Annotated in this window: 17 protein-coding genes; 8 read left to right on the top strand and 9 right to left on the bottom strand. The window is 42.1% G+C overall.

What is annotated here, in order from left to right; genetic code table 11:
- Positions 1 to 3: 3 nt before the first annotated feature.
- The 3 genes from L4C54_RS02750 to L4C54_RS02740 all read right to left on the bottom strand — a co-directional run bounded on the left by L4C54_RS02750 (position 4) and on the right by L4C54_RS02740 (position 2,842).
- The gene (locus L4C54_RS02750; RefSeq protein ID WP_428806999.1) at positions 4 to 765 is read right to left on the bottom strand and encodes a SanA/YdcF family protein; all 762 of its coding nucleotides are present in this window, start codon (positions 763 to 765) and stop codon (positions 4 to 6) included.
- Positions 738 to 1,061 (bottom strand): DUF3392 domain-containing protein, encoded by a 324-nt coding sequence (locus tag L4C54_RS02745; RefSeq protein ID WP_428801629.1) that lies wholly within the window; start codon positions 1,059 to 1,061, stop codon positions 738 to 740. The genes L4C54_RS02750 and L4C54_RS02745 overlap by 28 nt, the downstream gene beginning before the upstream one ends.
- Before the next feature lie 92 nt (positions 1,062 to 1,153).
- On the bottom strand, positions 1,154 to 2,842 hold the full coding sequence (locus L4C54_RS02740; protein ID WP_428801630.1) for an NAD-dependent malic enzyme: 1,689 nt from the start codon (positions 2,840 to 2,842) through the stop codon (positions 1,154 to 1,156).
- Between the two features lie 182 nt (positions 2,843 to 3,024).
- Here L4C54_RS02740 and L4C54_RS02735 point away from each other — a divergent pair, with 182 nt between their 5' ends.
- The 3 genes from L4C54_RS02735 (at position 3,025) to L4C54_RS02725 (ending at position 6,785) form a co-directional block, all read left to right on the top strand.
- A complete protein-coding gene (locus tag L4C54_RS02735) occupies positions 3,025 to 5,370 on the top strand; it encodes a helicase-related protein (protein ID WP_428806998.1) in 2,346 nt (781 codons plus the stop codon).
- A 218-nt stretch (positions 5,371 to 5,588) separates the two neighbouring features.
- Positions 5,589 to 5,966, top strand: a complete 378-nt coding sequence (locus tag L4C54_RS02730; protein ID WP_428807391.1) for a transporter — start codon at positions 5,589 to 5,591, stop codon at positions 5,964 to 5,966.
- 174 nt (positions 5,967 to 6,140) lie between these two features.
- Positions 6,141 to 6,785, top strand: a complete 645-nt coding sequence (locus tag L4C54_RS02725; protein WP_428806997.1) for an outer membrane beta-barrel protein — start codon at positions 6,141 to 6,143, stop codon at positions 6,783 to 6,785.
- A 120-nt stretch (positions 6,786 to 6,905) separates the two neighbouring features.
- On the opposite strand, the gene L4C54_RS02720 is transcribed toward L4C54_RS02725, so the two are convergent.
- Positions 6,906 to 8,096: an amino acid aminotransferase gene (locus L4C54_RS02720; protein ID WP_428806996.1), complete on the bottom strand. Its 1,191-nt coding sequence runs from the start codon at positions 8,094 to 8,096 to the stop codon at positions 6,906 to 6,908.
- A 208-nt stretch (positions 8,097 to 8,304) separates the two neighbouring features.
- Positions 8,305 to 9,753, bottom strand: a complete 1,449-nt coding sequence (locus L4C54_RS02715) for an HD-GYP domain-containing protein (RefSeq protein WP_428806995.1) — start codon at positions 9,751 to 9,753, stop codon at positions 8,305 to 8,307.
- A 370-nt stretch (positions 9,754 to 10,123) separates the two neighbouring features.
- Between L4C54_RS02715 and L4C54_RS02710 the strand changes: the two genes are divergently transcribed.
- On the top strand, positions 10,124 to 11,215 hold the full coding sequence (locus L4C54_RS02710; protein WP_428806994.1) for a GGDEF domain-containing protein: 1,092 nt from the start codon (positions 10,124 to 10,126) through the stop codon (positions 11,213 to 11,215).
- 115 nt (positions 11,216 to 11,330) lie between these two features.
- Here the strand turns inward: L4C54_RS02710 and asnS are convergent, their stop codons facing one another.
- Positions 11,331 to 12,731 carry an asparagine--tRNA ligase gene (gene asnS, locus L4C54_RS02705; protein WP_428807390.1) on the bottom strand — a complete coding sequence of 467 codons (1,401 nt, stop codon included), beginning with the start codon at positions 12,729 to 12,731 and terminating at the stop codon, positions 11,331 to 11,333.
- A gap of 190 nt (positions 12,732 to 12,921) precedes the next feature.
- Positions 12,922 to 14,541, bottom strand: a complete 1,620-nt coding sequence (locus tag L4C54_RS02700) for a methyl-accepting chemotaxis protein (RefSeq protein WP_428806993.1) — start codon at positions 14,539 to 14,541, stop codon at positions 12,922 to 12,924.
- 314 nt (positions 14,542 to 14,855) lie between these two features.
- Between L4C54_RS02700 and queD the strand changes: the two genes are divergently transcribed.
- The 4 genes from queD (at position 14,856) to L4C54_RS02680 (ending at position 17,540) form a co-directional block, all read left to right on the top strand.
- Positions 14,856 to 15,218 (top strand): 6-carboxytetrahydropterin synthase QueD, encoded by a 363-nt coding sequence (gene queD, locus L4C54_RS02695; protein WP_428801638.1) that lies wholly within the window; start codon positions 14,856 to 14,858, stop codon positions 15,216 to 15,218.
- A gap of 113 nt (positions 15,219 to 15,331) precedes the next feature.
- Positions 15,332 to 15,994: a hypothetical protein gene (locus tag L4C54_RS02690; protein ID WP_428806992.1), complete on the top strand. Its 663-nt coding sequence runs from the start codon at positions 15,332 to 15,334 to the stop codon at positions 15,992 to 15,994.
- A gap of 147 nt (positions 15,995 to 16,141) precedes the next feature.
- A complete protein-coding gene (locus L4C54_RS02685; RefSeq protein ID WP_428806991.1) occupies positions 16,142 to 16,315 on the top strand; it encodes a hypothetical protein in 174 nt (57 codons plus the stop codon).
- A 70-nt stretch (positions 16,316 to 16,385) separates the two neighbouring features.
- Positions 16,386 to 17,540 (top strand): amino acid permease, encoded by a 1,155-nt coding sequence (locus tag L4C54_RS02680; RefSeq protein ID WP_428806990.1) that lies wholly within the window; start codon positions 16,386 to 16,388, stop codon positions 17,538 to 17,540.
- A gap of 117 nt (positions 17,541 to 17,657) precedes the next feature.
- Here L4C54_RS02680 and catB read toward each other — a convergent pair whose 3' ends face one another.
- Entirely contained in the window at positions 17,658 to 18,287 is a 630-nt protein-coding gene (gene catB / locus L4C54_RS02675; protein WP_428806989.1) for a type B chloramphenicol O-acetyltransferase, read from the bottom strand.
- 13 nt (positions 18,288 to 18,300) lie between these two features.
- Positions 18,301 to 18,900, bottom strand: a complete 600-nt coding sequence (locus L4C54_RS02670) for a class I SAM-dependent methyltransferase (RefSeq protein WP_428806988.1) — start codon at positions 18,898 to 18,900, stop codon at positions 18,301 to 18,303.
- Between the last annotated feature and the right edge of the window lie 75 nt (positions 18,901 to 18,975).

Raw genomic sequence — 18,975 nt, 5'->3', positions numbered from 1 at the left:
CCGCTACTTAGTGAGCGTGCTCTCTTCGGGAGGGCCTTCCAAGATGCTGTTGTTAATAATGGGTTCTTTGGGACCTAAGAATTTTGGTTGAGTATTAATGATGTAGAGATCGAGGAATGCTTTTGCGCGAGCAAAAACCTCACGTAGTCGAACTTTGTAACCTGAATGATTCTTTGGCCCAGAGACGGCCAAACAATGAGCGTTGATATTGTGGTGTTTGGCAATAAATAGAGCACGTTCACAATGAAATCGCTGCGTAATTATTAAGAAGTCATCACTTTCAAAGATCTTTTGCGCTCTAATCACCGAATCTAGCGTTCGAAAACCTGCGTAGTCAAGGTAGATATTATTTTCTGGGACTCCCGCTTTAAGTAGGTCTCGCTTCATTGTCCACGGTTCATTGTACGAACGATGGGCATTATCGCCACTTAATAGGAAGTCATCCACCTTAGTTTGCTGGAAAAGATCAATTGCCGCATCTATACGATGTTGATAATACTCATTGAGTGTACGGCCTAGGTATTTGCTCGTCCCTAATACAACGGCAACATCGTAATGCTCGATCGATTGGGTGTCAGAGGTAATTGAATCGGATGTTCTCCAGCTAACCCAACGGTCAATCAACGCCAGCGTGAATATGGATAAAACCAGTAAAATGATGGCGTATCGAATCGCCTGGAAGCAGTACTTCCAAGTCCAACGTTTGTGAATTTTAATCTTATGAATCAATTGCACGATTAGATCTGTCGATTTCGTTGAGCCCATAATCCAATAATAATAAAGCTGACTAACACGATGGAAAACATCATACCAGAGTTGAGCCCGCTAAGTGTGCGAGAAAGGTAAGGTGTTGCTTTGACAATGATTAATCCGTAGCCAAATGCATTGATCAAAATAAACACTATAGTACGAATAAGAAAGTGCTGTGTGCGCAAAGTGTGTCTAACGATACGATTTATTTCGGCACCGAAAACAACAAGCATGCATGCTATTAATGCCGTTGAAATTTCAAACATGTAAGGGCTTAGATAGCTTCCAATAGGCGCTAAGAAATCAAACATAGAGACCTCAATAGAAAGGCCCTTACCTGCTGCTCAACAGTAGGCAAGGGCTCTTAATCAGAATACAGCAAGAATTGCCGCATGTTGGTTGATTAGAATGCAGTTCGTTTGTAACGGCGGTATACAGGTTGCCAGAAGTGTTGGTCAATAGCTGACTCAAGTGCTTCGTCTGTAATCTCTAACGCCACACCTTGTTCAATGGCTTTTTTCGCTACAGCAAAGGCGATTTTCTTCGATACTGAGTGGATAGACTCAAGCGGTGGAAGTAGAGCGCCTTGGCCATTAATGGCGAGCGGAGAGCATTCAGACAATGCGCGGCTTGATTCCATTAGCATCTCATCAGTCACACGATTTGCACTTACTGCTAGAACGCCTAAACCAATGCCAGGGAAAATGTAGCTGTTGTTACATTGAGCGATAGGGTATGTTTTTCCATCGTGGACAACTGGGTCAAATGGGCTACCAGTTGCGACTAAAGCTTCGCCATTAGTCCAACGGATAATATCGTTCGGTGTTGCTTCAACGCGGCTTGTCGGGTTTGAAAGAGGGAAGACAATAGGACGTTCACAGTGTTTGTGCATCTCTTGAATCACATCTTTACTGAACAAACCAGGAGCGCCAGATACACCAACAAGAACCGTTGGTTTTGCGTTGGTCATTACATCAAGTAGTGAGAACGCTCCGCCATCGTTTTTCCAATTTTTAGTGTCTGCATTTTTTTGTACAAGACGCTGTTGGAAATCTAGAAGGTTTGGCATGCCTTCTTGCAATAAGCCCCAGCGATCAACCATAAATACTTGAGCGCGCGCTTTCTTGTCACTTATTCCTTCAGAGACCATTTGCGCGATGATTGCTTCGGCGATACCACAACCAGCCGAACCTGCACCTAAGAAGGTGACACGTTGCTCTGAAAGTTTACTGCCTGCGGCTTTACATGCAGCAAGGAGTGAACCAACAGTTACAGCTGCTGTGCCTTGAATATCATCGTTAAAGCAACATAGACGATCTTTATAACGCTCAAGTAGCGGCATTGCGTTCTTTTGTGCGAAATCTTCAAACTGGATTAATGCATCAGGCCAACGGCGCTGAACGGCTTGCATAAAGTCTTCAACAAAAGCGTCGTAATCAGAGCCTGTGATTCGAGGGTGTCTCCAACCCATGTACATTGGGTCAGCCAATCTTTGAGGGTTGTTCGTCCCCACATCTAAAACAATAGGCAACGTATACGCTGGGCTGATTCCGCCACAAGCTGTGTAGAGTGCCAGCTTACCGATTGGAATTCCCATACCACCAATGCCTTGGTCACCAAGACCAAGAATACGCTCACCATCAGTCACAACGATGACTTTAACGTTGTGGTTGGTTGCGTTGTTTAGAAGGTCGTCAATGCGGTCACGGTTCGCGTAAGAGATGAATAGCCCACGTCCACGGCGATAAATATTAGAGAAGTTTTCACATGCAGCACCAACAGTTGGTGTGTAAATGATTGGCATCATCTCTGAAATGTGGTTCTGAACAAGTCGATAAAATAGGGTTTCATTAGTGTCTTGAATATTGCGCAGGTAGATATGTTTATCCATATCACTTTCAAAGCTGGTGTATTGCTGATACGCACGTTCGACTTGTTCTTGAATAGTTTCAGTACTTTCTGGAAGTAGTCCTTCTAAGTTGAAAGAACTACGTTCATTGGCAGTAAATGCGCTGCCTTTGTTTAGTAATGGAGTACTAAGGAGAGCTGGCCCAGCGTAGGTAATATAGAGGGGGCGTTTATCGTTTTTCATTTTTTGCCTATTGTAGGGTGGAGGGACCTTAAAATGATAGGGATAAGTTATCTTATTGTAAATAGAACACTTGCTGCTCAGTCGTGAATTAAATGGTGTTTATGAAGTTTATTGATTGAAATACGCTTCAGCGGGCAACATCGGTATACTAAGGCGATTAATACTTTAGTTTACGGCTTCTCATGTTATCGCTTCCCATCGACGCTATTCAAACCACTTTTCTCCATCAACTTTCTCAAAATCACCTTGTAGTAGAAGCTGAAACCGGCTCTGGGAAGTCAACTCGGTTGCCATTGTGGGCGAGTGAACAAGGGCGAGTATTGGTGATTGAGCCTCGAAGAATTGCGTGCACATCGTTAGCTCACTATTTGGCGGAGCAAAAAAATCAGCCGATTGGCGATTCGATTGGCTATGCGATCAAACTAGAGACACACTACAGCGAAGAGACGAAAGTTGTCTTTGTTACACCGGGCGTGGCACTTCGTTGGTTTGCTGAAGATAGACTCGCGACATTTGATATTATTCTGGTTGATGAGTTTCATGAGCGGCGCTGGGACACCGATTTGTTAGTATCAATGTTAAAAGAGACAAATCAGCATCGTTTGATCATTACTTCTGCAACCATTGAAGGAGAGCGTCTAGCTAATTATATTGGAGCAAAAAGGCTTGAAGCCAAAGGGCGCAGCTACTCTGTTTCAGTGTCTAATATCGCTCGTGACTCTGCGCACCTTCCTAGTGCTCAAAACCTAGAACGTGATGTTTGCTCTCAAGTGCTTACAGAGTTAGCGCAAGCAGAAGGCGATATTCTAGTTTTTCTGCCCGGGCGAAAAGAGATTGCCCAATGCCTGTCTCAACTTAAAGAGAAGACATCAGCGTTAGTTGTTCCACTGCACGCATCGGTCAGTGACGATCAACGTCGAATCGCGCTCACTCAGCAAGATCAAAAAAAGGTGGTACTTGCTACCAATGTTGCTGAAACCTCACTCACCATTCCTAATATATCAACGGTTGTGGATTCAGGGTTAGAACGGCGCACGGTGCAGCGTAATGGGCGTACAACATTAATGCTAACTCATATATCAAAGGCAAGTGCAAAGCAGCGAATGGGGCGAGCAGGGCGAGTGATGAATGGCCATTGCGTCCGTTTGTACGGGGCCCATGCTGCTTTAGAGTTAATGACGCCCCCCGAATTCCAACGGGAGTCATTAGTTGAACCTATGCTGACAGCGTCTATGTGTGGTTATCAGCTACAGAATCTCTCTTGGCTTGACGCTATTCCTAATAAATCACTCGAATTAGCACGACACGCACTATTGTCAATGGACGCTATCAATGATCATGGCGTGATTACTGACCATGGAAGAAAACTTTACCCGTTACCGATTGATGCTTTACATGCCAATCTGTTGACTCGAATCACCAAAAAATCACTTAAAGAAGCGATGATTGACCTAACTGCTGCGATATCTGTTCCCAGTTCGTTGTACTCACTAAGCCAAAGTAGTGAATTGATTGAGCAGCTTAACCAGTGTGAAACATTAGGTTGCGACGGAAATTTACTGATTAAGATTGTGAGAGGGGAGCCCATTTCCGGTATCAATCTTATTCTTGAAGCCGTCACTGAAGCTCAAGGGTTGGCGGATCAAATGCGAGATCTTTTTTCTCTCCCCATGCTAGAAGTAGCATCTCGATTTAATCAACGAGAATTGACGATAGAAATAGCTAAGTTACATCCCGAACTCGTATTTGTCAGACGTCAGAAGCGAAAAGAAGCATTAGGGAATGGGCTAATGGAAGTTCTGCCTGCGAGAAACAGTCGATTCTTTGAAAAATCAGAAGCGGCCATTGTCCTTGATTTGCATAGCCTACCTGGAAGGGGAGTAAAACAGACGTTGAATCTGGCGACCGTTATGATGCCCATCACCATTTCAGATGTGGTTGAGTGCGGTTTGGGTGAATGGAAACAAGGTAAAACCCAAGTTGAAGCAGGTATCGCCTACAGTCAAATGGCACTTCATTACGCTAATCGAGTAATTGCCCATAATCGAATAGAGGCTACGGGGGAATTGGCGAATAAAACAATTCTGGATGAAGTAACGTCCGGTAGAGTACTCCCCGGTTTTGCCATCAAGCGCACTGAAGAAATTGAGCTTTGGAAACTCTATGTGGAACTTGGCCTTGCTGACGTGACTGAGCATGGAGACATCACATTCGATTCATGGTTTTCTCAACAACTGGATGATTTGGAATTAGACTCAATTCAAGAATTGGCACTATTTGATTCAGATGATTTTGAATTTTCTGGGATCCCTTATTGGGAATACCAAGAATTTTCGACAAAATATCCATTCTCATTAGCGTTAGGAGATTTAAATCTGAGAGTGAGTTATGAGCAAAAAAAGAAGTTGGTTGTTGTGACTCATCAAAGTGGGCTACGAAAAGGTGACCCGAAACGATGGGAGCTACCACGTTGGGTTGGTTGGCGTGTCCGCTATAAAAAAGCGAGTCGTATAATCGACATTAAATAAACTCTGACTCAGAGTGCATATTAATTTTGGCTATGAAATATTAACTACTAATGCAGGAGATGATTATTTCTTGTGCTTCATTTGTTACATAACTGGTTTTTATATAGCTTTTAAACCTGCTTTTTGGCTATAAAAGACCGTTGTCTTATATCCTATTGATATATCCGTCGTATTGCATGATATTGGTTTCTTAAGACGAACAATACATCGAGAAAATGATGGATGAACAAAAAAAACAGTGCGTAGTTTTTGACTATACGTCTTTTCTTGGAGCTTCGTGTACCAAAAAATGGACCTTTCTAGAGGCTATGAGCTCGTTAGCTCCTGCGATGGCTCAATTGATGAGTAAAAGCCCTGAAAATCAGGTTCCTGTTGAAGAGCGCCTTTGGACATCTGCTCTACAATCTCTATCACCGAGCTACAGTGACGAGGTCAATTTACTTACTCTTGTTGAGCTGGCTAAGGAAGAGGGAATTGATCAGTTGAAGGTTGTCATGCCTTACTCATTAGAGCAAAAACAGATCGATGCGATTCAAAAAGAGTGCGATCTAGCGATTGAAAACAAGCAGCAGGAAGAGTTTGTAGTACATCTTTAATTCAGATGAATGCATAAGCGTTGATCTGGACTTTGTTTCATTTCTTTCATCAACGTCACATCTTTAATGATGCGACTTAGAAAATATCCAATTCTAGTTATTATTCCCCTTTGAACCAAACTATTTAGTCTATCATCAATATAGCAACTCTTTGTTTGTTATAGAGGTTAGACGATGATTGAGCGATGGATAGCTTTTACCCTTCTTTTCCCACTTGTGACTTTTAATGCTTTCGCTGAAGGTGATACTGAGCAGTACCAGCAAGGAAATATGGTCAATTATGATTATTTCTATGCTGATCTGAGCTCAGGCTCGTTTGATGAAAATATCGCAGAAAACAGTAATGTTACGGCTTTGGCTATTGGAGTGAGCTCTCAATATCGTGGTGATTGGTTGTTGGGTTTTGACTATTCAGCGCGCTTTGTTCACCACGATACTACAACTGATGAGTACTATACGATGCAACCTGCAATAGGTTATCGCTTTCCTCTAACGTCTAAGCTTGAATTAGCACCAAGAACAAAAGTCGGCTTTAAGCGTATGAATTCAGTTGTGAAAGACACGGAAGAGCGTTTTGATCGACACGATGACTTTATTTATGGATTTGATGTTAAAGCTGCTTACCAATTGAGCAAAAGACTTGAGCTTGCAGCGATAGGGGAACTTATTCGTAGTGAACATTTTGATGAGAATATTTTAACGTTGCGTGGGGACTATCGAATTTCCCAGAATTTCACTTTTGGTGGCTTCTATACGCATCGAGATATGATGGATCATACGACGAATGAGGGCGGGATTTCACTTCGTTACTACTACTAGCTGATATTCATAATACGGAAACCAAATAGTAAGTTAAAAAAGAAAGAGTCAGCATAGCGCTGACTCTTATTTTTAATTTATTCGTTTATTTTTTCTATGTGAATAAGTACTTAACAGCGATTAAAGAACCGCTGCAATCCCTTTACATAGAGGACCCATGTTAGATTTAGTCATACCAGCAACACTGATGCGACCTGAGCCTACAATATAGATTGCGAACTCATCTTTAAGGCGAGTTACCTGCTCTTTAGACAGGCCCGAGAATGAGAACATGCCGTTCTGGCGTTGAATAAAGCTAAAGTCAGCATCGACACCTTCGGATTTTAGAGTAGCGACAAACAGTTCACGCATCTCTTGAATGCGGTCTCTCATTTCAGCTACTTCCCCTTCCCACTCAGCGCGTAGAGCGGCATCGTTTAGAATGTGAGTAACAACGGCACTTCCGTGAGCGGGAGGGTTTGAGTAAATTGAGCGAATGATGGCTTTAACTTGAGAGAATGCAGTTGTAGCGATCTCTTCAGATTGTGCAACCAAAGTAAATGCACCAACACGTTCGCTGTATAGACCGAAGTTTTTAGAGAACGAGCTGGCCACTAAGATTGATTTGTTGTACTTCGCGAAGGCACGCAGCCCAGCAGCGTCTTCTTCAACGCCTTTAGCAAAACCTTGGTATGCAAAGTCAAACATTGGCAGAAGGCCTTTGTCAGCAACGAGCTTCGCTAATGTTTCCCACTCTTCAGCGGTTGGATCAATGCCTGTTGGGTTATGACAGCATCCGTGAAGAAGAACAACGTCACCTTCAGACGCTTTGCCTAAGTCAGCAATCATCGCAGTGAAATCTTTGTCTTTGCTTTCTGCGTTGTAGTAACCGTATTGAGCGGTTTCGATACCTGCCGCAGCAAATACACCATTGTGGTTAGCCCAAGTTGGGTTACTGATCCAGATTTTTACATCGCCAAGTTGGCGTTTAATGAATTCACCAGCAACACGAAGGGCACCTGTACCACCTGGTGCTTGTGCAGTTTTCGCAAGCTTTTGAGTAACAATCTCAGAATCAGCACCGAATAGTAGCTTTTGTACAGCCAAACCATACTCAGCTGTCCCCTCGATAGTTAGGTAAGATTTTGTTTTTTCACTTTCTAGCAGCGCTGCTTCTGCTTTTTTTACTGTTGCAAGAACAGGAGTTTCACCGCCCTCATTTTTGTAAATACCAACGCCTAGGTTGATTTTTTCAGCGCGAGAATCTTTTTTAAATTCTTCAGTAAGACCAAGGATAGGGTCTGCAGGTGCAGCAACAACTTTTTGAAACATAATCTTCATCCATGTTTAATTAAGAGGGAATTGTGAACTCCCTCATTTATACCTTTGTGCGCCTTTTGAAACAACCGAAACAAAACAGAAAACTGCAAAAAATTCTTACTGTCGAGTTATTCTTAATGAAATCGTTATTTATCGATACTTAAGTGATAAAAAATCACTATCTCTAAGCGAGTTTAATTATGCGTAGATGGAATAGTAATCAATCTTGATAATGAGAGGCGATCTCTAAAAATTGGTCTTCGACCGCTAAGAAGGTATCAACAATTAAAGGGTCGAAATGAATTCCTTTTCCTTCGAGAATTATAGAGCGCGCTTTCTCATGACTAAACGCCTCTTTATAGACGCGTTTTGAAATAAGCGCATCATAAACATCGGCAAGTGCCATGAGTCGACCAGACAACGGAATATCTTCTCCCGTTAGCTGGTTAGGGTAACCACTGCCATCCCACTTTTCATGATGAGACAGTGAGATCTCTTTGGCTATTTCTAAGAATGAACTACTGCCTAACTGCTGCTCTGCCATGGAGAGTGCTTTTGCCCCAATTTCTGGATGTTGTTTCATTATTTCGAACTCATCGTCGGTTAATTTGCCCGGTTTGAGTAGTACGCTATCAGGAACGCCCACTTTGCCAACATCGTGAAGCGGGGCAGATTTATGTAACAATTCAATGTAGCTAGGGGTTAAAAGGCTCTGGTAGCGTTCGCTCTTACTTAACTCAGTCGCAAGCGCACGCATATACTCTTGGGTTCGAAGAATGTGCGCACCGGTTTCGTTGTCTCGTGACTCAGCAAGGGCTGATAGACTCAATATGGCCACATCGCGAGTGGTTTTAACTTCATCTTGGGAGGATTGCAGGCTATCGAGCATTTTGTTGGTTAACGACGCCATTGATCCAAGTTCGTTATGTTCAAAAACCGGCAGACGCTTGTGGGTCTGGCCTTGAGTGACCTCCATTAAGGCAAATTCTTGGCTGAACAACACTTGTTTCATCAGTTTTGTCCAAAGCACTAAGATGGTTCCAGCATAGGCGGAAAGAACAATGGAAATAAATATGAACTCTTTAATGACGCTGACTGCACCCGTTCCGTCGATTACTCGTTCAGGGTTATGTTCTAGCCAGTAGATATCTTTGATGGCAACCATACTCAACATGATTGTTAAGGTAACGAGCAATAAGCTCATCATCATGATCATCTGTTTTACTAACGATTGGCGTTGGTTTGCTAATATCCCGTTAGTATATTCATCGCTTTGTGTATTTGAAAACTGAACGAGTTTCCCACTAAGTTGCAAAATGGTTCCGGTAAAAAATCCAAATAAGGCCATCCCAAACAGTACTTTAATATTACTTTCGAACGGAAAGGAATGAGCAACATTATAATACGCCGCAAGTGGAAGACTGAAAATAAAGAAAAGTGATGTATCAAGTATGACTAAATTTCCGTACGGCTTGAAAGTTTGATTCAGTGAAATGAAGTGGCGTGTAAGCCATAGTAGAGCGAAAGTGATTCCTACATGAAGAAATATCTCGGCGGTGGTGAGTACTTCAAGAAATGGGCATACACGCCCACCGTAAGCCGCAAAGACTAGCCCGGAGATTACATACATTTTAAGTGTTAATGACGTATTGTAATGATAATTTGTCATAGCCTAACCCTAGAACCTTTTTTAGTTATTTATTCTTAGTTTAATTCTTTACGTAAGTTTCGTATCCAAATAGACCGAGTAACCAAACAAATGATTTCAAATCTTCCTTTATCATAAGATAAACGGATTGATATGTTGTCTTAGTTATATAACAAAATCGAGGTATTACAATAAGATTGGTATATATAGTGTTGTTGGTTTGGTTAAATGCCTATATGTTGAAATAATTGTGAGTTGGTACTGCGTGCCGTACGGTTGAAAGTGTTATTATCCTCGCAACTATAGGTTCCGTCATTGATAATGAAGTAACTTATATGTGTGCGTGATCAAGAAGATTAATGCTTAAACCTAACGTAAAGAGACTGCAGCAGTGCCATCAAGAACTCATGATTTTATTGCAGAAAAACTCGTTGAAGTGGTGGAAGATAAGCATCGCCGCCAGCGCATGATGGTCAATACATTAACCATATTGGGTATAGCGTTTCTCTTTAGTTTCAGTCTTTTTAATTTCCAAAATCAATACAATACTCTCGGCAGTATCTTACTGTTTTTTACAATGGCTGCTTTGGTTAACATATATGTACTCAACCGTTGGAGAAATGCAGGACTTATAGGTTTAACCACAATTATCTATTCCTTAAGTATCATTCTCGTTATTTCGGGAGGGTATCAAAACACAGGAACATTGTGGATATACCCACTAGCTGTTATTGCTATCTTTATTAATCACTTTCGTCAGGGAGTAGTCCTGAATGCGCTATTTATGGTCGCGTTGTCTGCCATACTAGCAAATGATTGGGAACTGGCTGTTTACAGTGACGTTGTTAAAGTACGTTTTATCATCACGTTATTCGCATTAAGTGGTATGTGTCATATCTTGATATATTTTCAAAGTAAAGCAGATGACTACATCCTAAAAATGCATGAGGAAGATATTCATAAACTTGCTTATTTTGATGGCCTAACTCAGCTTGCTAATAGAGCAACGTTTCGCTCTATTTTGGAGCATACAATGCTACGGAGTGAGTCGATTCGTTCCGCTCTGATTTATATTGATTTGGATAATTTTAAGCAGATTAATGACGACTATGGGCATGATTATGGCGATCGCGTGTTGTCTGATTTTAGTTATCATCTTAAACAAAAAGCGAAATATCACATTGGGAGTAGGCTAGGGCAGTATGATGTTGCTCGTCTTGGTGGCGATGAATTTGCCGTTTTTATTGAGAGCGTACCGTGTGGCGATAGTCGAGCTCATGATCTGGCCAATGATGTGATCTCATTGTTTACTAATCATCATTTAGAAACGTTAGCCGATAAGGCTCATTCGATGTCGGCGAGTATTGGTATTGCCTTTACTTCCGAAAATACGACTAACCTATATGATAGTTTAAAGCTTGCCGATCAGGCTATGTATCAAGCGAAGCACGCCAATAAAGGGCAGGTTAGAGTTGTTGAATAAATAGTGCTTGAAGTAGCGCTCTTGAAAACAGAGAGATAAAAAAACGGGAACCCACTGAGTGAGTTCCCGTTTTCGTCTGTAAATTATCTAATCAAATGAACTAGATAATTAGCAATTAGAAATTAGCTGAACGCGGTGTACGTGGGAATGGAATCACGTCACGGACGTTACCCATACCTGTTACGTAAGAAACAAGGCGCTCGAAACCTAGACCGAAACCAGCGTGAGGCACAGTGCCGTACTTACGTAAGTCGCGGTACCAGCTCATGTGTTCAGGGTCGATACCCATTGCAATCATGCGCTCGTCAAGAACGTCTAAACGCTCTTCACGTTGTGCACCACCGATGATTTCACCGATGCCTGGTGCAAGTACGTCCATTGCAGCCACTGTCTTGCCGTCGTCGTTTAAGCGCATGTAGAAAGCTTTGATGTCTTTCGGGTAGTTCTTAACGATAACAGGTGCTTTGAAGTGTTCTTCAGCTAGGTAACGCTCATGCTCAGAAGACATGTCGATGCCCCACTCAACGTCAAATTCAAATTTCTTACCAGAGTCGATAAGAATTTGGATTGCGTCAGTGTAGTCAACTTGTGCAAAGTCAGCGTCAACAAACTGCTCTAGACGAGTGATTGCTTGCTTATCGATACGTTGCGCGAAGAACTCAAGATCATCACGGCGCTCTTCAAGAACAGCTGCGAAAACATACTTAAGCATATCTTCAGCAAGTTTTGCGGCGTCATCTAAATCAGCAAAAGCGATTTCAGGTTCAACCATCCAGAATTCAGCTAAGTGACGGCTGGTGTTTGAGTTTTCAGCACGGAACGTTGGGCCGAATGTGTAAACTTTGCTTAATGCACACGCATAAGCTTCAGCATTTAGCTGACCAGATACCGTTAGGAACGTCTCTTTACCGAAGAAATCTTCGTTGTAATCAACATTGCCTTTGTCATCTAGGGGAAGGTTGTTGTGATCCAGTGTTGATACACGGAACATTTCACCAGCACCTTCAGCATCAGAAGCTGTAATTAACGGCGCTGAAGTCCAGAAGAAACCTTGCTCATGATAGAAGCGGTGGATAGCTTGAGACAGACAGTTACGCACACGAGCTACTGCGCCAATCACGTTAGTACGTGGACGAAGGTGAGCAACTTCACGAAGGTACTCAATAGAGTGACGAGTTTTCGCCATTGGGTACGTATCAGCATCTTCAACCCAACCAACAACTTTTACATCAGTTGCAGCGAGTTCGAAATCTTGACCTTTAGCAGGAGATTCAACAATCTTACCTGTTACTTCAACAGAGCAGCCAGTGGTTAGCTTTAATACTTCGTCGTTATAATTATTAAGATTATTAGGAACCACGGCCTGAATCGGGTCGAAACAAGAACCATCGTAAATGGCAAGGAAAGAGATTCCAGCTTTGGAATCACGACGTGAACGGATCCAGCCGCGAACAGTTACTTCACTGTCTACCGCTAGCTTGCCGCCAAGTACGTCTGTTACAGGCGCGTAAGTCATGTTGGTTATATTCTCCATTGAGGGACAAAACACCTAGTGCATATTTTTGCATATCCCTAGATTAAGTAACAACTTAATGAGATAAGCCTCTGCACTAGGCTAGTTAAAATTTTCAATCAATAGGACATATTACCTGTCATATCGTTAGCTTCAACCTTTATTGCCCTCTATTTGGCGAATATTCATCCAATCATGAGGATTTCTTTACCGAAAGGGTAAACTGATTTAACAACGCCTCTAAGCGCTCTGATAATTGCTCAAGATTTACACTGATTTCTCTAGTTTGAGTCGCTGAGCTTGACGTGTCATCTGAGTGTCGAGTGATGACCTCAATTTTACTTTGTATCTCTTGGTTTATCTGAGTCGTAACTTGGCTCTGTTGTTGAATATTGTTCGCGTGATTAAGTGCCTGCTCCATTTCCGAGACAACATCTGTCATTGCTGCGGAAAGGGCTTCAATAACAGTTGAGCGTTGATGGGCCTGACTGCAAACATTATCAACGGAGTGTAATGAGCTTTCACTGTTTGTTTGTAGCTGAGCAATGATACTTTCTATGCTCCCTGTCGCGTCGGATGTACGACTTGCTAGTTGTCTCACTTCATCGGCAACGACGGCAAAACCACGACCTTGTTCGCCTGCTCGAGCGGCTTCAATAGCGGCATTTAACGCGAGAAGGTTAGTTTGATCGGCAATACCTTTAATCACTGCTAAAATACTCGAAACCTCATTAGTTTGATTATTAAGTTGCAAGATATTGTCTTTCACACTCTCGATATCCCCGACAAGGTCTTTCACGCCTTGACTGGCTTGATGTGCTTGCGCAGCACTCTCTTGGGCAATGGTTGTTGTGTGTTTTATTAAGCCAGACGCATCAATAGTGGCCTGTTCGACCTGATTTTGCTGTACTTGCATCTGTTCAATATTGGCTTGTACATCTGATGTTTCTTGCTGCTGATTATTAGCGGCATGATCAGTGATTTTAGCGACACCAATTAGCGTAGAAGCAGAGTCCGCTAGATGATGAGAGGTGTCTTGTACCTTGCTAAGGCTATCACTTACGGTACACATGAAAGAGTCGATAGCGTTAGATAGGTGACCTATCTCATCTTGGCTAGTGGTGTTCATTCGCTGTGAGAGATCTTTCGTTTGGCTGACCGATTGCATGAACTGTGAAGTACGCTGAATAGGGCGAACTATGATTTTTCTGATGACAACGAGCGTGAGAATAAACCCTACAAAGGAAATGAGAGCGGTAATGCCGAGTGCAAAGATAGTTTGGTTATTAATCATCTTATTGACACTGCTGAGGTTGTACTCTAAACGAATTGCACCCAGCACTTCGCCTTCAGCGGCTAGGTGGCAAGAGACACAATTGGTTCCTCTATAGTTTTCACTCGATTTCATCGGAAGTGCAACCACAATTCCTTTGCCCCAACTGCCTTCAAAAGGTTCTATGACGGTTTCGCCGGCGAGGGCTCTTCGATCAATATCATCGCTTGGTTTCTGATTGGCGTGCCCTTCACCATAGATCTTGCTTACAGCGTCTGCACGTAGGACTTTGACGTTCTCAATACCATCTTGAGCCAATGCTTTGTCGCGCAGTGTCTCTTTTTGAGCCATGGTACCAGTGATCATCATCATGTTGAGGCTATCGAAGTAATTACTGGCTTTATCGTGTAATTGTTCGCTTAGGACTGAATTAATGAGGTTCCGTTGCTGTACGTATTGGTAGCCAGTTGACACTGATAATACTAGAGCTGAAACGGAAATTAGGGTGACAAGTAGTTTGAAGCTGACGGTTAATTTCATGATTTTTTTATTGTTTTGGGACGGACGCCGCCAATATACCTTGTTTATAATAAGGGTAATATACGATATACCTCGTTAGTGTGATGTCTGGCAGGTTGTTGCTTTGTATCTGTGATGTGAATACTTTATTGCTGGCTTGTTGATGTTTGGCGTTGTCCTGACTTTTTACTTTCGTTTAGTACTTCGTATTTGCATCACCCTTTGAATAAATGCTTTCTGGATTAGTTGAGAAGATATTATTTCTATCAACTAAACTTGTCACAATGCAGGATATTCCTTACTATTGCGCGTCCTTAAAAACCTTGAGATTGAAAATGAAAGCCGAATTGTATAAAGAGTTTATGTTTGAAGCCGCACACCACCTTCCACATGTCCCAGAAGGGCATAAGTGTGGTCGCCTTCATGGACACTCTTTTTTAGTTCGTCTGTTTGTTGAAGGTGAAGTGGATCCACATACTGGTTGGGTCATCGATTTTTCGGAAATTAAAGCAGCCTTTAAGCCAATCTATGATCGCCTTGATCACTATTACTTAAATGACATTAAAGGGTTAGAGAATCCGACAAGTGAAGTACTTGCTAAATGGATCTGGCAAGAACTGAAGCCAAGTTTGCCTTTATTAAGTAAAGTCGAGATTAAAGAAACCTGTACGGCAGGTTGTATCTATGTCGGCGAATAATAGCCATATAGAGAGTTGATTGTGAGAAGCGAAGTTGAACTTCGCTTTTTTTATGCCTAAAAAACAGGTTAGTATGAGTTAGGTCATTTGATCGAACAAGGAGAGTGGATTTTATGATGGCACGCATTTCAGTAGTCGTTCAGTGCATCTTAGCGATTTCTATTTTTTATTTGGGGTACAGCATCTATGCCTTTACGGCGAAAGTAGGGGAGGTCGTAGATAAATATCCGCAAATGATCTCAGATATTAGCGATATGACAGAGCAACTGGAAATAAAAGAGTGGCTCCTGTTCGCTGATCATGTAGAAGCTATGGTCCCACAAGTATTGGCCACAGTGAATGATGTGAATCAGACGATGGTCGAGGTCAACAGCACCGTTGATTCTATTGATAAAAAAATCCCAACTATCGTGTCTGAAATTGCAGCGTATCGTGAAAACACCATTCCATCAGCGCTTGCTGAAATGAAGCAGTATCGAGTTGGTGTTATTCCAACGACGGTGAAAGAGCTAGAGAATTACCGTGTTGATGTCATTCCGCCGGTACTCGTTGAAAGTAAAGCGTATAGAACTTCGGTTATACCCAGTGTAATCACGGAATCGACAAATTTGCGTAACGATATTCCTCCAATGCTGGTGAAAGCGGATGTGATTATTGATAAGACGCAGCAAATTGCAGCAGAAGCAACACAAGGTGCAGTGAAGGGCGTGGTTCTTTCTCCAATAAACCTGCTTCGCGATGCAGGGACCGAGTTGAAGTCGAAAGTCCAAGAGTAGTCACGCTAGGACATTGTCGTTAAAGACGAGTTAGGGATTGCAATACTAATATTAATCGATAAGATAAATCCATCTCTATACAGAGGTGGATTAGCGTAAGGATTGCTAGTCATAAAAAACAACGGATGTCACTTATTGGTTAAATAAATGAAATTCAAGATTACTACCCCGATCATTGAACCAACTGAAGGTTCACCACACGCTTTAAATACGCATCTAACTCAGCTTCACTCTTCTATTCAAAATACTCTATTCGCTCGCCTTTATCGCTATACCTCGCCTCTGCGTTTTCTCTTTATTCAAGTTCGTTATTGTTATTGATTCCTACAGTCAAATCTTTCGCCTATTAGGCAAACTAAAAATTACGAATTAAATATAAGTGCTTGAAAATATGAATACTAAATTATTAGGTAGCTCCCTAATTATCTCTGGTACCGCTCTTGGTGCTGGAATGCTTGCAATCCCAATGGTGTTGGCTCAGTTTGGACTGCTATACGGATCTCTGCTGATGTTGTTTATCTGTGCGGGTACTACTTACGCAGCATTATTGTTACTTGAAGCGACCATTAAAACAGGCGATGGCCTTGGTTTAAACTCTATCGCTCGTATGGTCTTAGGTAAAAGTGGTCAGATAGTCTCCAATGGGCTTTTATACGCACTGCTCATCTGCCTTCTTATGGCTTATATATTAGGTGGGGCTGACTTTGTCGGTCAGATGTTATCTAGTGTTGGAATAACATTGAGCCCGACACAAAGCCAAATCGCTTTTACTGTTATAGCAGGCGCAGTCGTTGCCGGTGGGACACAGTTGATTGACAGGCTTAATCGAGGCTTTTTCCTCGTGATGCTCGGAAGCCTGGCTTTGTCATTAATATTGTTAGCTCCGAATCTGTCGTTTGATAACTTATTTCAGGTAAGTAATAACGATCACGTAGAACTGATAAAAACAAGTGCGATACTGTTTACAAGTTTTGGCTTTATGGTGGTCATTCCAAGCCTCGTAGCTTATAACCATGAAGCAACAGATAACCAGCTGAGAAACATGGTGATTTTGGGTTCTGTTATCCCATTGGTCTGCTACTTGTGCTGGCTATTTGCCGTAGTTGGTAATCTTCAACTTGATCAATTAGATCGTTTTCATCATGTCTCTGATTTAATGCGAGCTTTCGAGTCTCATTCACCTTGGATTAGTGGTATTTTATCAGTCTTTACAGGGCTTGCTTTGCTGACGTCTTTCTTTGGTGTAGCGATGGCATTATTTCATCAAAATACGGACACGTTTCAAAAGAATAGATTCGTGACGTACTTGATCACCTTTATTGCTCCCTTGATTGGAGCGTTATTGGCTGCTGAGCAGTTCTTATCCATACTTAGCTATGCTGGGATTATCTTGGTATTTCTTGCCGTATTTGTACCGTTGTTACTGGTATACAAGCTGAGAAAGAATGGAACGAACGCTGAACGCTATACCGCTGAAGGTGGGCGTAATATGTTGGTTATTACGTTACTGTTTGGTGTGTTCTTACTGAGCTCTCAAATGATCTAAAATAGCCCGTCAATTGAGCGGTTATTATGTGGCTAATAATCGCTCAATTTTATGTTAACGCTAAAGCCTTAAAAAGCGGCCTGAAGTTGTTCTTACTTATCTCTATTCAATAACCTATTATGGACGTATGTTGGTAAGCCAGTAACGATGTAGCCCTTCAATATCGCCAGAGCACAGTAGTTTCATCGCCCCTTTCAGTTCACTGTCAGTCCATTGCCACCACTCCATTTCTATTAGCATTGTAATTTGCTCAGTTGAGAAACGGTATTTGATGTGCTTTGCAGGGTTTGAACCCACGACTTCATAAGGTGCCACGTCTTTCGTTACAACAGCTCGACTAGCGATGATTGCTCCATCGCCAATAGTGATACCAGACATAATCATGGCTTCTGAACCAATCCAAACATCATTTCCTATAACGGTATTTCCAGCCCGTGCAAAACCATCTTCTGCACCGATAAAGTTCTCGTTGTCTTGATAGAAAAATGGAAAGGTACTCGCCCAATCATTCCTATGACCTTGATTGCCCGCCATCATAAAGACTGCCCCCGAACCGATTGAGCAGAAACTGCCGATGATCAGCTTATCGACATCAGTTCGGTCCGGCATTAAATAACGAGCGCAATCATCAAAACTATGCCCATGATAGTAGCCGGAGTAGTAGCTATGACGGCCAGCAATAATATTGGGATTTGTAATCTGCTCTTGTAGAGAGATTCCAGAAAACGGGGATTCAAAATAGTTCATGAGTTCATCTACTCTAGGTCTTTTCTACAATGAGATAAGTGTGTACTTCTGGGTATTGATCAAATTCTAGGTGTTTAATTATACATCCTAGATCCATAAATAACTTTAGAAAACCATGTGTACCAAGCGATGAGTAGTAGACTTCCGGGCCCATAAAGTCATCGGTGTGAGAGCCTTGTTCGTTAACGCCACCAAATGAAAATATAAATATGCCACCACTATTTAGGTTCGCAATGATCTTTGAAATAACGTGATGTTGCTGCTCTAAAGGGATATGCCAAATACTGTCCCATGCGGTGATAAAATCGTATTTTTCTTGAAGAGGGAACTCGCATATATCAGCTTGGATAAAATTGATGTTAGGGTGACTTTTCCTAGCTATTTTCAACATCTCTGATGAGATATCCATACCTGATGGCGTAAACCCTTTGCTTAGCAATAAATTGATGAAGCGACCTGTGCAACCACAGCCAATATCGAGAGCATTTCCACGATTTTTTGTATAATCAATCGCTTTGTTGTGTTGTTCAATACCATTATTCATATTGAACTCATTGCGTTCCCAAAGATGGGTGATTTGGTTATACGCTTTTCCTATATCGACGGGTTTCATTTGGATGCCTTTTAATCTTATCTCTAGATTAAATTGCCCGTGGACATTACGCCACGGGCTTAGTTAGAGTTGGTG

It is taken from the genome of Vibrio lamellibrachiae (genome assembly GCF_050337265.1).
GTDB classification, from domain to species: Bacteria; Pseudomonadota; Gammaproteobacteria; order Enterobacterales; family Vibrionaceae; genus Vibrio; species Vibrio kyushuensis.
This window is presented reverse-complemented; position numbering and strand designations above follow the sequence as displayed.